13 protein-coding genes and 1 tRNA gene are annotated in these 13,037 nt (G+C 66.6%); 11 read left to right on the forward strand and 3 right to left on the reverse strand.

The window, feature by feature from the left end; all coding sequences use genetic code 11:
• Positions 1 to 10: 10 nt before the first annotated feature.
• The 3 genes from JI746_RS19600 to JI746_RS19610 all read left to right on the forward strand — a co-directional run bounded on the left by JI746_RS19600 (position 11) and on the right by JI746_RS19610 (position 1,902).
• Positions 11 to 87: transfer RNA gene (locus JI746_RS19600), tRNA-Met, on the forward strand.
• Positions 88 to 174: 87 nt separating this feature from the next.
• On the forward strand, positions 175 to 1,500 hold the full coding sequence (locus JI746_RS19605) for a site-specific integrase (RefSeq protein ID WP_201691960.1): 1,326 nt from the start codon (positions 175 to 177) through the stop codon (positions 1,498 to 1,500).
• Between the two features lie 66 nt (positions 1,501 to 1,566).
• Positions 1,567 to 1,902: a hypothetical protein gene (locus tag JI746_RS19610; RefSeq protein WP_201691961.1), complete on the forward strand. Its 336-nt coding sequence runs from the start codon at positions 1,567 to 1,569 to the stop codon at positions 1,900 to 1,902.
• A 4-nt stretch (positions 1,903 to 1,906) separates the two neighbouring features.
• Here the strand turns inward: JI746_RS19610 and JI746_RS19615 are convergent, their stop codons facing one another.
• Positions 1,907 to 2,368 carry a helix-turn-helix domain-containing protein gene (locus tag JI746_RS19615; RefSeq protein ID WP_201691962.1) on the reverse strand — a complete coding sequence of 154 codons (462 nt, stop codon included), beginning with the start codon at positions 2,366 to 2,368 and terminating at the stop codon, positions 1,907 to 1,909.
• Between the two features lie 382 nt (positions 2,369 to 2,750).
• Here JI746_RS19615 and JI746_RS19620 point away from each other — a divergent pair, with 382 nt between their 5' ends.
• From JI746_RS19620 to JI746_RS19645, 6 genes are all read left to right on the forward strand, one after another.
• Positions 2,751 to 3,719, forward strand: coding sequence for a plasmid recombination protein (locus JI746_RS19620; RefSeq protein WP_201691963.1), 969 nt, complete (start codon positions 2,751 to 2,753; stop codon positions 3,717 to 3,719).
• A 195-nt stretch (positions 3,720 to 3,914) separates the two neighbouring features.
• On the forward strand, positions 3,915 to 4,982 hold the full coding sequence (locus JI746_RS19625; RefSeq protein WP_330893041.1) for a sensor histidine kinase: 1,068 nt from the start codon (positions 3,915 to 3,917) through the stop codon (positions 4,980 to 4,982).
• A 429-nt stretch (positions 4,983 to 5,411) separates the two neighbouring features.
• Entirely contained in the window at positions 5,412 to 6,353 is a 942-nt protein-coding gene (locus JI746_RS19630) for a hypothetical protein (protein WP_201691965.1), read from the forward strand.
• Between the two features lie 118 nt (positions 6,354 to 6,471).
• Positions 6,472 to 6,915, forward strand: coding sequence for a hypothetical protein (locus tag JI746_RS19635; protein ID WP_330893042.1), 444 nt, complete (start codon positions 6,472 to 6,474; stop codon positions 6,913 to 6,915).
• 7 nt (positions 6,916 to 6,922) lie between these two features.
• Positions 6,923 to 8,245 (forward strand): tRNA (N6-isopentenyl adenosine(37)-C2)-methylthiotransferase MiaB, encoded by a 1,323-nt coding sequence (miaB, locus tag JI746_RS19640; RefSeq protein WP_201691967.1) that lies wholly within the window; start codon positions 6,923 to 6,925, stop codon positions 8,243 to 8,245.
• Between the two features lie 419 nt (positions 8,246 to 8,664).
• Positions 8,665 to 9,513, forward strand: a complete 849-nt coding sequence (locus JI746_RS19645) for an outer membrane beta-barrel protein (RefSeq protein ID WP_236599982.1) — start codon at positions 8,665 to 8,667, stop codon at positions 9,511 to 9,513.
• Between the two features lie 91 nt (positions 9,514 to 9,604).
• Here the strand turns inward: JI746_RS19645 and JI746_RS19650 are convergent, their stop codons facing one another.
• Both JI746_RS19650 and ffh read right to left on the reverse strand, forming a co-directional pair.
• Positions 9,605 to 10,318, reverse strand: a complete 714-nt coding sequence (locus tag JI746_RS19650) for a hypothetical protein (protein ID WP_236599983.1) — start codon at positions 10,316 to 10,318, stop codon at positions 9,605 to 9,607.
• A gap of 248 nt (positions 10,319 to 10,566) precedes the next feature.
• Positions 10,567 to 11,931 carry a signal recognition particle protein gene (gene ffh, locus JI746_RS19655; protein ID WP_201691970.1) on the reverse strand — a complete coding sequence of 455 codons (1,365 nt, stop codon included), beginning with the start codon at positions 11,929 to 11,931 and terminating at the stop codon, positions 10,567 to 10,569.
• A gap of 62 nt (positions 11,932 to 11,993) precedes the next feature.
• Here ffh and JI746_RS19660 point away from each other — a divergent pair, with 62 nt between their 5' ends.
• Complete coding sequence (locus tag JI746_RS19660; protein WP_201691971.1) at positions 11,994 to 12,791, forward strand: cytochrome C assembly family protein; 798 nt, start codon at positions 11,994 to 11,996, stop codon at positions 12,789 to 12,791.
• Positions 12,791 to 13,033, forward strand: coding sequence for a PP0621 family protein (locus JI746_RS19665; protein ID WP_201691972.1), 243 nt, complete (start codon positions 12,791 to 12,793; stop codon positions 13,031 to 13,033). Before JI746_RS19660 ends, JI746_RS19665 begins: the two co-directional genes overlap by 1 nt.
• The last annotated feature ends 4 nt before the right edge of the window (positions 13,034 to 13,037 follow it).

The following is a 13,037-nucleotide window of genomic DNA, read 5'->3' on the forward strand; positions in this document are numbered from 1 at the left end:
TCCGGGGCTCGGCGCTTTAGCTCAGTTGGTTAGAGCGATGGAATCATAATCCACAGGTCCGGGGTTCGAGTCCCTGAAGCGCCACCAATCAGCCCGGAAACCCGCACCAGCACACGCTGGGGCGGGTTTTTCACTTCTGAGGCCGGTGGTCCAAGCGGTGGGCCAATGCCGACCATGCGAAACGCCGTCCCGCACCTGCACCGCGACCGCCACGGAACCTTCTACTTCCGCATCACCGACGCCGGGAAAACCATCAAGCGGTCCCTGCGGACGAAGAATGTTGAGCTTGCTACGATGCGAGCAGCTTGCCTCAACTACGAATGGGATGCGATGAACCGCAGGATCGAGCCGACCGTTGCCGAGATACAGCAAGCCCTCTCCGAGGGCCGCATCAAGCAATTCGATGTGGAGCTGCCCAACGGCGTCAAGTTGAAGAACATCAACAACGACGACGACGCGCGAAGGGCCAAGGAGCTGCTCGCCAACATCGGCCCGATCTCTCAGCCCATCGCGGCTCGGGCGACAATTCCTGAGGCGCCTCGCACACTCGGCCCGGTGCTTCGCACGGCGACGAAGGCATTCGTCAAGGAGCTGCGGACCTCGAAGCTGCACAAGGCCAAGGGCATCGAGGACAAGGAAGCGACCTACGAGCAGTTCGCCACCCAGTTCAACAACCCGAAGTGCGGCGAAATCGACAAGGCCATGGTGCTCGCGTTCAAGGAAGCTCACTTGAAGAACGCAGGAGCGGGTCGCGTCAACACGAAGATCGGACACATGTCCGTGTTCTTCGACTGGGCCATCGGGCACGGCTTCGCCGATGCGAACCCGTTCACCGGCACGCGGATCGGCAAGAAGTCGCAGCTGGTGAAGGGCGTGCAGTCGTATGAGCCCTTCACCGCTGGCGAATTGAAGTTGATCTTCAACCCGAAGACCTATCCCGACTACGCGACGAAAGCTCACTTCCACTGGTTGCCGCTTCTGCTGCTCTACTCCGGTGCTCGCCCCGAGGAACTCGCGAGCATGCCATTGGACAACATCCGCAGCGAGGGCGGCATTGACTACTTCGCCGTTGCATCCGGCAAGAACTCGAACAGCATCCGCAAGATTCCCTTCCACAAGGCAATTCGCAACTCCGGATTCCCTGCATACGTGAAGATGCGGCGGAAGATGGACCCCGGCGGGATGCTGTTCCCCGACCTGTCTCCGAGCAAGAACGGCTATTGCAAGAACGTCTCTCGGCGTTTCAATGAGAGCTACTTGCCGCAACTGCGGATCACCGAGAGCACCAAGCGGTTGTATAGCTTCCGCTCCACCTTCATCACACGCATGACCGAGTTGAACGTCAACCCCGGCATGCTGATGGCACTCGTTGGCCACTACGAGCAGACCGCCGTGGACCTGAGCAGCCCGCATTTCAAGAACTACCAGGGCACGAAGCTGTTGATGGCGTTGCAGTCCACCATCGACCTGTTCGACACCAAGATTCCTCTGACGCTCTGACGCTGCCCGGCGGCGTTGACAGCCGCTGCCGCTCGCTGCGAGGCTGGTGCTCAGGAGGACTGGCAAGTGAGCACCGCACCCGAACCGAGCCCCGATCTGCTCGCGGTGGACCTGCTGCGCGTCCAGATGGAGTCGATGCCCGCCGAGGACTTGCAGGAACACATCGACGCACTGCGTGCTGTGCTCGCCGCATTGGTCGAATCGCGACATCTGCGACCCCACATCAGCCTTACGGCAGCCGCCAACCTTGACCGGTTGATTCGCAAGGTGCAAGCAAAGTTGCCGTATGCCCTCGACCTTCTATGCGCCCTGCGCGTCGCCGCTGCGTGGCTCGATGCGGCACGGCAGGCCGAAAGTGAGAAGGCCGGCAGTGGGTGCCGGCCTTCGCGTTTGGACGCTTGATCCGTTACGCCATCGCGGCTTCGGCGTCTGCCTTCGCCTCTTTCTCGCACTCGCGCTGCTGCACCTGCTGGTGATCGCGAAGCGATTTCACCTTGCCTCGCCATCCATACGAAGACTCCAACCGTAGCGACCCATGTTCGCCATCGATCAACACATGGCGCTCACGCAATTCCCGAATAGCTCGCGAAACATTCGGTCGCTGCATTGACAAAGCTGCCGCGATTTCGCTGTGCGTCGGGCGAACGTAGTTCTCGAATTCCATTTCGCTCATGAGATACAACAGGACTCGCATCGACTCACCTCGAAGCGGCTGCTTCGCCAACATTGCCAAGCCATCTTGCATCGCCATAAACCAGCCCTCCTTCATCCGCAGTCGTCGTGGGACATAGACCATGTCCCCATCATCAATCACCTCTCCGGTATCGCTGTCAAGCAGCTTCACTCGCGTCGTTTGCTTCGTCTTCATTGCTCGCCTCCTCTGGTTGGTATCCGTGAAGATTCATAGGAATCTCACGCGATACCGACGAAGTCAAGTGCTCCCTCTGAAAGTTGTTTTCTCTTTATGCCTATGGAAGTGACGCAATGGCTTATGCAGCCGTTGCGTCACTCCTCCCACAGGCGTGCAGCAGCGACATCCCGAGCGGCGGTGCCGCTCGTTGCATCGGAAGCCGTCGGCTCGCTGCCGCTCGCGAGCACGATCAACGCGTCGCGTTGTTCGTGCTGGCATGCATCGGGGCTGTTGATCCCTGCCCCTGGCAGGGCGAACAACCGAGCCTGCTCGGTGTAGTGAGTAGACCGACCTGCCGGGCGGTCGTGTCATCTTGGCTTTGGTGCGGTATGCATATCTCATGGCTTCGCCGATCGCTCCCGCATACGCCGTGCTCCGCGTGCACGCCAGGAAGGCGAAGACCATGGCCGCGATCTCCGCCGCGTCCGAACATCACATGCAGAACGAGCCCTCCCCGCACCACGACCCGAGTGCGGGTCGGCCGCTGGTGCTGCACCTTGCAGCGGGCAAGACTCCGTATCAGGCAGCTCGCCACCTCCTTCAAGGCGTTGAGCGCCGGAACCGCGAGACTGTGCTTTGTCGAGAGGTGGTGCTGTGCGCGAGTCCTAGCTACTTTCGGCCAGGACGAGAGGAGCAAGCGGGAGTTGCCGACCCTGAACGATTGAAGGCATGGACCATCGCAACACTCGCATGGGTGAAGCGCCAATGGCCTGATCAGGTCGCCTCCATCGTGCTACACGGCGCCGGTCGCGAGTCAACCCCGCATTGCCACATCCTCGTGGTCCCTCGCGTGCGTGCCGGTGCGGGCTGGAAGTTGAATAGCAAGGCCCTCTTCGATCGTGCGAGGCTGCGCGAATTGCAGTCTTCGTATGCGGAGGCACTCGCCCCGCTCGGCATCCGCAGAGGCGAACCGGGCAGCGAAGCGAAGCACTCGGAGGTGAAGCAGTTCTATGGCGTCGTGCAAGCTGCGAAGAAGATGCCCGAGCGAGCACCGCTCCCGCCCGCGCCCAAGGCGCCGATGCCGCCGGGCAAGCTTGCGGCGCGGGTCTGGTCCAAGGTGCTGGATGTTCTCGGAATCGAGTCGGGCCACGCCCGCGCCATGCGAGCTCACCGCCAGCAGCTCGCAATCTGGCGACAGGAGGTCCGCTCGATCAACGAACGGAACGAACACGGGTGGCAGGTCATGCGAGCTGCTGCGTCTCTCGCGCCGCTCGCCCGCAAGGGCCACCCCGTGGAGCGCAAGCCTCTGCCAGCTCGTCCGAGCGGAGTCAGATTGCAACCAAGGTCCAGACCTCCGCCCGCACGGTAGCACCCGCGCCAGTGGGGGCACCGCTCCGCCAGAGCTATCTATGGGTCCGGAAACGGAGCACACTCAGATTCCATCACGCGGTGGGCCAAGGGAGAGGTCATGCACGAATTCTTAATCCACAATCGCGTAGAGCTCATAGAGCGGTGCAAGGCAAAGGTTGCGCTCCGCCCACCCCGTGCTGCCACACCGGAGCAATTGAAGAACGGGATTCCGCTTTTTCTGGAGCAGTTGACACGGACACTCCAGGCGGAGTCGGAAGGCGAGTCCGGAGAGAGCCTCCGGATTTCCGGTGCATCCGGCGGCGGCTCATCGAGTGCGCTGTCCGAGATGGGTCTGAGTGCTACTGCGCACGGCAGGCAACTGCTGGAACTCGGCTACTCCGTAGATGATGTCGTGCACGGCTATGGGGACCTGTGTCAGGCCATCAGCGACATGGCGGTCGAGCGGGATGCGCCATTCACGCCGGATGAATTCAGGACGCTCAACCGTTGCCTGGACAATGCCATCGCCGAGGCCGTAAGTGAGTTCAGCGCCCAACGCGACCTTGCGACGGCACGCCGTTACGCGGACGAAGCCAACGAGCGGCAGGGCGTTCTCCTCCACGAATTGCGCAACTCCCTGCATACCGCCACTCTGGCATTGACGGCCCTCGAAACCGGCAAGTTGTCGATCGCGGGTGCAACCGGAGGGGTGTTGCGACGCAGCCTGGTGGCGCTGACTTCCCTCGTCAAGCATGCGCTGGATGAGGTGCGCCTTGGCGCGGCACTTTCAAACGATAAGGAAGTCTTCCCGCTCGCCCCATTCTTGGCGGATGCAGGAAGCGCCACCCTGCTCGACGCGAATGCGCGGGGATGCTCCTTCGTCGTGCGGAACACCATCGACCCCGATATCGAAATCAAAGCTGACCGTCAGCTTCTTCTCGGAGCGGTGATCAACCTCGTGCAGAACGCCTTCAAGTTCACGCGCCCAGGAACTGAGGTTTCGCTGAACGCGCACGCGACCCCTGATGGGATTGTGTCGATCGAGGTCGAGGACGGCTGCGGCGGCCTGCCACCCGGAGTAGCCGAGGTGATGTTCAGGCCCTTCATTCGTCGCCATGGGGACAAAAGTGGACTCGGGCTCGGACTCTCCATCGCCCGACAGAATGTGGAGGCAGTTGGAGGCACCTTGACGGTGCGAGATTTGCCCGGCAAGGGGTGCGTCTTCACGATCAGCGTGCGGAGACACGCAAGCCCATCGGCGTCCGAAGGGCCAGCGAAGTAGGCTGCATCCGGGCCCTGTGGTGCACCGTCTGGCACAATCAATGGTCCGATCAACTCTTGCCCGCTGCGAACGCAGTGCCTCGGAGTTTCCGACTGAGCGGCACCGCTTCTGGCATTGGGGGGCCTCCTCTCCCTGAAGCGCCACCAGCTCACGAAGGGTGCATTGCGAAAGCGATGCACCCTTTTTCTCTGGCCCGCTGTTTCCTGACCACCGGCCGCGGACTTGCCTTTGGGCGGCCGCCTTGCGACCCACGAGGGCGCGTTCGCAGCAACGATTCCGTGAAGGAATCCCGCACCTGCCGATCGGACGCCGCCATCGAGCGGAATGCACGGAATGCGAGCGCGCCATCGCACCCGTGCCGATGCGGCTTTGCTATGCTCCGCCGTTTCTTGAGACTTGAAGTATCCGCCTCCGGCCCCCGCCTGCCTGATGTTCCCATCCCCCGTCGTTCGCATGCTGGGCGCCAGCGAGTGGAGGCAGCCCGGTTCGGCCGTCGAGGCCATGCTGCGCCTGCGCCCCAGGCTGCTGCAGCAGGCCATCGCCAATGGCGTGCGTACCGCACTGCTGTCCTCGCAGGGCTGGCTGGTGCAGTGGCATGAAGGGCCGGCGGCCGCCATCACGACCCAGCGCGACGCGATGCAGGCCGAATTCGGGCTTGCATCGCCGCGCCTGCTGCACGGCAGCCACGGCCCGGGCTTCCTGACGGAACCGGTGCAGCTCGCCTCGCTGCAGATGTCGGATCCCCACGGCGACATGCTGCGGCGCCTGCAATACCTGCAGCGGCAGCACGAGGACGGCTGGGACGCCGAGCCGATGCAGGTGTGGCAGTCGCTCTGCGCGCCTTGCCAGCTTCCCGGCGCCTGGCGGCCCGGCCTGGTCGGTGCGCGCGAAGTGGTCGCCCTGGTCTCCGAGGACAACGAGGCGGTGGAACTGCTGCGCGGCCTGGCCAGCGAGTTCGGCGCGCGCGTCGCCTACCAGCGCTACGCGGGCAGCGACCTGCAGCGCCGCGACGTCGGTGCCGCGTACGTGGACATCGAGGCCGGCGCGGCGCTGCGCACGCGGGTGCAGGCGCTGTCGCCGCGCGCCCTCGGCACCGGCATCCAGCTGCTGGGGCTGGGCCGGATCGACCGCTTCGTGCTGCTGGTGAATCCGCAATCCGCGCAGCACTCCTCCTTGCTCGCGGACGTCGCGCGCCTGGTCTCCCGCCTGCCCGCGCGCCCGTGGATGCACCTGATGTGCCCGTGTCCGGCGAGCCGCGCCTGGGCGACACAGGAGCTGCGCGCCGCCTGCGGCGCGGCGGTGCTGCCGCTGGACGCGCCCTGCAGCGGCTACCCCGCCGTCGACGCGCTGCACGAGCTGCTCACGGCCTGATGCGGGCCGCAGGCACGGGGCGCCCGTGCGCAGCGCCATGGGATAATTCCGTTCCTGCCGCACGCACTCGCATCCACGCAACAGCGCGCGTTGACACCCCGGGCCCTGACACCGCACAGTGGCCCTGCACCACAGCCCCTGGATCTACACCATGCACCGCTGGACCCGAACCGCCCTCGTGGGCCTCTCGCTCTGCGCCAACGTCGCCTTCGCGCAGAACTTCGTGCGCGAAGCGCCGAAGGACGTCAAGCCCGCCATCATCGCCGTGAGCGCGACGCCGCCCCTGATCACCGTCGACGGCAAGGAAGACCGCCTCTCGCCCGGCGCCCGCGTGCGCGACCGCAACAACATGCTGGTGCTCTCCGGCGCCCTCGCCGGCAAGAGCCTGTACACCGTCTACCGCCGCGACAGCGCCGGCCTCGTGCACGAGGTCTGGCTGCTGAACGAGGAGGAATACGGCAAGGTCAGCGGCAAGTACAGCGGCGATGGGGAGGGCTACAAGCGCTTCGCCGAGCTGCTGAACCTGATCTGGGCCGCCCGCACCGCCTTCCTGCTGCGATGAGGCCGGCATGAAGAAGGTGTACATCAAGACCTTCGGCTGCCAGATGAACGAGTACGACTCGGACAAGATGGCGGACGTGATGAACGCGGCGCAGGGCTACGAGCCCACGCAGGATCCGGAGCAGGCCGACCTGATCCTGTTCAACACCTGCTCGGTGCGCGAGAAGGCGCAGGAGAAGGTGTTCTCGGACCTCGGGCGCGTGAAGCACCTGAAGAAGAAGGGCGTGCTGATCGGCGTGGGCGGCTGCGTGGCCAGCCAGGAAGGCGCCGCCATCATCGAGCGCGCGCCTTACGTCGACGTGGTGTTCGGCCCGCAGACGCTGCACCGGCTGCCGCAGTTGCTGGCCGAACGCGAGCGCCAGCAGCGCCCGCAGGTGGACATCAGCTTCCCTGAGATCGAGAAGTTCGACAACCTGCCGCCGGCGCGGGTGGAAGGCGCGTCCGCCTTCGTGTCGATCATGGAAGGCTGCTCCAAGTACTGCAGCTACTGCGTCGTGCCGTACACGCGCGGCGAGGAAGTCTCGCGGCCCTTCGACGACGTGCTGACCGAGATCGCCGGCCTGGCGGACCAGGGCGTCAAGGAAGTGACGCTGCTCGGGCAGAACGTCAACGCCTACCGCGGCCCCATGGGCGACACGGGCGAGATCGCGGATTTCGCCCTGCTGATCGAGTACGTGGCGGAGATCCCCGGCATCGCCCGCATCCGCTACACCACGAGTCATCCCAACGAGTTCACGCAGCGCCTGGTCGAGGTCTACGGCAAGGTGCCGCAGCTCGTGAGCCACCTGCACCTGCCGGTGCAGCATGGCAGCGACCGCGTCCTGATGGCGATGAAGCGCGGCTACACCGCCACGGAATACAAGAGCACGATCCGCAAGCTGCGGGCCGTGCGGCCGGACATCTCGCTGTCCTCGGACTTCATCGTCGGCTTCCCCGGCGAGACGGAGGACGACTTCGCGAAGATGATGAAGCTGGTGGAGGACGTCGGCTACGACGCGAGCTTCTCCTTCATCTTCAGCCCGCGCCCGGGCACGCCGGCGGCGCAGCTGCACGATGACACGCCGCACGCGGTGAAGCTCGAACGCCTGCAGCACCTGCAGGCGGTGCTGGAAGAAAACGTCCGCCGCATCAGCGCCAGCCGCGTCGGGACGGTGCAGCGCATCCTGGTCGAAGGGCCTTCGCGCAAGGATCCGAACGAGCTGATGGGCCGCACCGAGTGCAACCGCATCGTCAACTTCGCCGGTTCGCAGCGCCTGGCCGGGCAGATGATCGACGTGCGCATCACGCAGGCGCTGCCGCATTCGTTGCGGGGCGAGGTGGTCGTGCGCTGAGGCGGCGGCGCTCCTCGTTGTCATTACCGCGCAGGCGGGAATCCAGCACTCACGCGCTGCGCGCGTGCCCTGGGCCCCCGCCTTCGCGGGGGTGACGAGAGGCGGAGCCGTCATTCCCGACGAGAGGCGGAGCCGTCATTCCCGGCGAGAGGCGGAGCCGTCATTCCCGCGCAGGCGGGAACTGCTCGTCCACGCTGCTCGGTGCCGACGAGCTCGTGCATCACTTCGGCGGCGAAGCGCGCCTCGCGCTCGTGGGTCACGACCGGGGACGAGGCGCGGCGGAAACTCACTTCCGCGGCCAGCACAACAAAAACCGGTTGCAAATTCGGGCGTTGTTTTTGTACCGACTTTGTGCGTCTGCGCCCACACGCACAAGCGGCATCCACATACTTTGCCGCTCTTGCTTATGGGAGAACCGATTGACAACACGACAGTATTCCTCCATGGGGTACCGGTTGGGGGCCGTCACCCTCGCCGTGCTCGGCGCGACCACGGGCGCACCGGCACTGGCGCAGCCACTGGCCACGCCACACTGGTACGTCGGCGGCAACGTGGGCCGCACCAACTCGCAGTTCGAGAACGACGACACCTTCGGGCTCGTGCCGCCCGCCGCCGTGGCGTCGTTCCGCGACGATGACTCGGCCACCGGCTACAAGCTGTATGGCGGCTACCAGCTGAATCGGATCTTTGCCTTCGAGGCGGGCTTCTTCCACCTCGGCACGTACGACTTCGGCTTCACGACCGTCGCGCCCGTCGGCACGCTGGACGCCAGCACGCGCTTCCGCGGCGCCAACATCGACCTGGTGGCCGGCTGGCCGGTGTTCGACCGCTTCTCCGTCTTCGGCCGCATCGGTGCGGCCTGGACGCAGGCGCGCTCGACCGCCACCCGAGGCGGTGCCCTCGGCGCCGCGACCATCTCGGACCGGGAAAGGAAGTGGGGTCCGAAGGTGGGCCTGGGCCTCGAGTACGCGATCACGCCGACGCTGGGCGTGCGCGCCGAGTGGGAACGCTACCGCGTGCGCGATCCGCTGCGCGGCCGCGACGACATCGACATGGCCTCGATCGGCCTGGTGTGGCGCTTCGGCGCGCCCGCCGTGGTGCCGGTGCGCACGGTGGCTCCGCCGCCTCCGCCGCCCCCGCCGCCGCCGCCTCCTCCGCCGCCGCCGCGCGTGATCCCGCCGCCGCCTCCGCCGCCGCCGGTCGCGCCGCCGCCGCCCCCGCCACCGCCGCCGCCGCCGCCTCCCCCGACGCGGCCGTTCCGCAACTGACGGTCGGCGCAGCCACGAGACCCGCTTGCGCGGGTCCCGACGGAAAAACCCGCCGCGGCGGGTTTTTTCATGCCGGCAGGCGAGGCGGGAATCAGTGCGCCGACACCTGCGTCATGCCGCTCGCGTGCGACACCTGGTGGCGCACGTCATAGGAGCCGAACAGCTCCTGCGCCGGGCGCGACTCCGGCAGGATGTAGACGATGCCGCGCGTGCCGCTGAAGGTGGGGCGCACCACGTCGTCGTAGAACGAGACCGGCACGTTGATGCAGCCATAGGTGATGCGGCGCTCCGCGGCCACCTTGCTGGCCAGGCGCTGCAACCGCCGCTCCTGCGGGTTGTGCGTCACGACGCGGTGCAGCGCGACGGCCGAGTCGTAGTCGACCCACAGGATGTCCTCGCCCTTGGGGCCGAATCCCATGACCGCGGAGAAGCGCCCCGCCGGCGTGGTGCGCTCCTGCGGCTGGATGCTCGCGATGGCGCGCTGGCCGATGCCCGGCACCGAGTCGTCGCCGTGCGCGGCGCCCACCAGGGCCGGGCTGGCGCCACGCAACTGGCCGGCGGCGTCGAACACGAACACGCGGCTGTCCTTCTTGTCGACGATCACGAACGGCAGCCCGCCCGGGTCGCCCGAGTCCACGGCCCAGTCCGCGATGTGGCGCACGTCCGGCGAGGCCCGCTCGCCGCGCAGGTCCGCCAGCTTGGCCGCGCCCAGGGGTGTCGCGCTCGCAGCGTGCGCGGCTGGCAGCAGCCCGGGGCTGGACAGCACCAGCGCCAGCAGGCCCTGCCCCACGAGTGCCTGGATCATCGACCGGGTCTTCGAGCCCGAAAACAGCATGGACGCCTCCCTTGTTCCGAGCCCCAAATTGTTGGGAAACGGAGGGAGAGCGTGTGGCTCTGCAAGCCTCGCTGCAAGTAGGCGACGTCCGCGAAAACAGCCCCGACGATGGCCTACATCTCAACGATGCGCCCCCTCTCCCCCCCGGGGGAGAGGGCTGGGGAGAGGGGGTTCCTGATACCGGCAGGAGGCCGAAAATGCCGTTCCAGGCCGAAGGCCTAGAACGGCATTTTTGGCATCCCCTTGCCCCCGCCCATGCGCTTCATCAGCTTCATGAGCCCGCCGCCCTTCATCTTCTTCATCATGGTCTGCATCTGCTCGAACTCGTTGAGCAGGCGGTTGACTTCCTGCACCTGCACGCCGGCGCCGGCGGCGATGCGGCGCTTGCGCGTGGCCTTGATGATGTCCGGCTTGCGGCGCTCGGTGGGCGTCATCGCGCAGATGATCCCTTCCTTGCGGCGGATGTCGCGCTCGGCCTTCTCCATGTCGACGTTGCCGGCCTTGGCCTGCACCTGCGCCGGCATCTTGTCCATCAGCGTGGACAGGCCGCCCATCTGCTTCATCTGCTGCAGTTGCGCGAGGAAGTCGTTCAGGTCGAAGCCTTCGCCGCTCTTGACCTTGGCAGCGAACTTCTGCGCCGCCTCCATGTCGACGCCGGCCTGCACCTGTTCGACCAGCGCCACGATGTCGCCCATGCCGAGGATGCGGCCGGCATGGCGATCGGCATCGAACACCTCGAGGCCGTCGATCTTCTCGCTGACGCCGGCGAACTTGATCGGGGCGCCGGTGATCTGCCGCACCGACAGCGCCGCGCCCCCGCGCGAGTCGCCATCGAGCTTGGTCAGCACGATCCCGGTGAGGGGCAGCGCCTCGCGGAAGGCCTTGGCCGTGTTCACCGCGTCCTGGCCCTGCATGGCGTCGACGACGAACAGCGTCTCCACGGGTTTCAGCGCCGCGTGCAGTTCCTTGATCTCGCGCATCATCGCTTCGTCGATGGCGAGGCGGCCCGCCGTGTCGACCAGCAGCACGTCGAAGTACTGCCTGCGCGCGTGATCGACCGCGGCCCGCGCGATGTCCACCGGCTTCTGGTCCGGCGTGCTCGGGAACCACTCGGCGCCGGCCTGCTTCGTCACCGTCTTGAGCTGCTCGATGGCGGCCGGCCGGTACACGTCGCCGGAGACCGTCAGCACCTTCTTCTTGCGCTTCTCGATCAGGTGCTTGGCCAGCTTCGCCGTGGTGGTGGTCTTGCCGGCGCCCTGCAGGCCCGCCATCAGGATCACCGCCGGCGGCTGCGCGGCCAGGTTGATGTCCGCCACGCCCTCGCCCATGGTGGAGACGAGTTCGCGGTGCACGATGCCGACCAGCGCCTGGCCGGGGTTGAGCGAGCCCACGACCTCCTTGCCCAGCGCTTTCTCCTTCACGCGGGCGATGAAGTCGCGCACCACCGGCAAGGCGACGTCCGCCTCCAGCAGCGCCATGCGCACTTCGCGCAGCATTTCCTGCACGTTTTCTTCGGTGATGCGGGCCTGGCCGCGCATCTGCTTGACGAGGCGGGATAGTTTGTCGGAGAGGGCGGAGGCCATGAGGAGGTGGGGTTGTGCCGCGTGACCGGTTCGCACGGAACGGCAGGGGCTAAACTTCTAACATGATTCTATCCAGCGTGTCTCCGGCCAGTGTCGCCCTGACCGTCGCCACGGCCGCGGCCTACGCGATGCCGGCGGCCGGCCATTCCCGGCTGAGCGAGCAGGCGGCACGCCGGGCACTGCTGGCAGCGTGGATCCTGCACGGGTTGACGCTCGCCTGGGGGCTCCTGGGCGACGCGCCGCGCTTCGGCTTCGCGCCGGCCGTCTCGATGACCGCCTGGCTCGTGCTCACCGTCTACGCCATCGAGCGCCAGATGTTTCCGCAATTGAAGGCGCGCTGGGCCCTCACGGCGCTCGGCTCGCTCGCCGTGCTCCTGGCCCTGGCCTTTCCCGGCACGCCGATGCACGTCGCCGAGTCGCCCTGGCTGCCGCTGCACTGGGCGCTGGGAATCGCGGCCTACGGCCTGTTCGCCGCCGCCGTCGTCCACGCCTGGCTGATGCAGCGCACCGAGCAGACCATGCGCCAGGCGACCGAACCGCACGCCGGCCTGCCGCTGCTGACGCTGGAGCGCCTCACCTTCCGCTTTGCGGCCGCCGGCTTCGTGCTGCTGTCGGCGACGCTGCTGGCCGGCATCTTCTTTTCCGAGGTGCTGTACGGGCAGGCCTGGCGCTGGGACCACAAGACGGTGTTCTCGGTGCTGTCGTGGGTGGCGTTCGCCCTCCTCCTGCTCGGTCGGGCCCGCTTCGGCTGGCGCGGCCGCAAGGCCGTGCGCGTGATCTACGTCGGCTCGCTGCTGCTGCTGCTGGCCTACGTCGGCTCGCGCTTCGTGCTGGAAGTCCTCCTGAGGCGCGCCACCTGATGAAGTACCTGCTGCTGATCGTGCTGTTGTTCGTCGCCTATACCTTGTGGCGCAACGCGCGCATCCGCGACGACCGCGAGTCGCGCCCGCCCCCACCCCCGCCGCCGCGGCGCCCCGGGGATCCGCAGGAGATGGTGAGCTGCCCGGTCTGCGGCGTGCACCTGCCCCGTTCGGAAGCGGTGCCCGGCGCCGGCGGGCTGCTTTACTGCAGCAACGAGCACCGGCTGCGCGCCGGCGGCTAGCGCA

The sequence above is a fragment of the Ramlibacter alkalitolerans genome (assembly GCF_016722765.1).
Lineage (GTDB): Bacteria > Pseudomonadota > Gammaproteobacteria > Burkholderiales > Burkholderiaceae_C > Ramlibacter > Ramlibacter alkalitolerans.

Bases quoted from the DNA above. Each gene is read 5' to 3' on its own strand.
- JI746_RS19605 (WP_201691960.1), top strand. From the start codon at position 175: ATGCGAAACGCCGTCCCGCACCTGCACCGCGACCGCCACGGAACCTTC.
- JI746_RS19615 (WP_201691962.1), bottom strand. From the start codon at position 2,368: ATGAAGACGAAGCAAACGACGCGAGTGAAGCTGCTTGACAGCGATACC.
- JI746_RS19620 (WP_201691963.1), top strand. From the start codon at position 2,751: ATGGCTTCGCCGATCGCTCCCGCATACGCCGTGCTCCGCGTGCACGCC.
- JI746_RS19630 (WP_201691965.1), top strand. From the start codon at position 5,412: ATGTTCCCATCCCCCGTCGTTCGCATGCTGGGCGCCAGCGAGTGGAGG.
- miaB (WP_201691967.1), top strand. From the start codon at position 6,923: ATGAAGAAGGTGTACATCAAGACCTTCGGCTGCCAGATGAACGAGTAC.
- JI746_RS19650 (WP_236599983.1), bottom strand. From the start codon at position 10,318: ATGATCCAGGCACTCGTGGGGCAGGGCCTGCTGGCGCTGGTGCTGTCC.
- ffh (WP_201691970.1), bottom strand. From the start codon at position 11,931: ATGGCCTCCGCCCTCTCCGACAAACTATCCCGCCTCGTCAAGCAGATG.
- JI746_RS19660 (WP_201691971.1), top strand. From the start codon at position 11,994: ATGATTCTATCCAGCGTGTCTCCGGCCAGTGTCGCCCTGACCGTCGCC.
- JI746_RS19665 (WP_201691972.1), top strand. From the start codon at position 12,791: ATGAAGTACCTGCTGCTGATCGTGCTGTTGTTCGTCGCCTATACCTTG.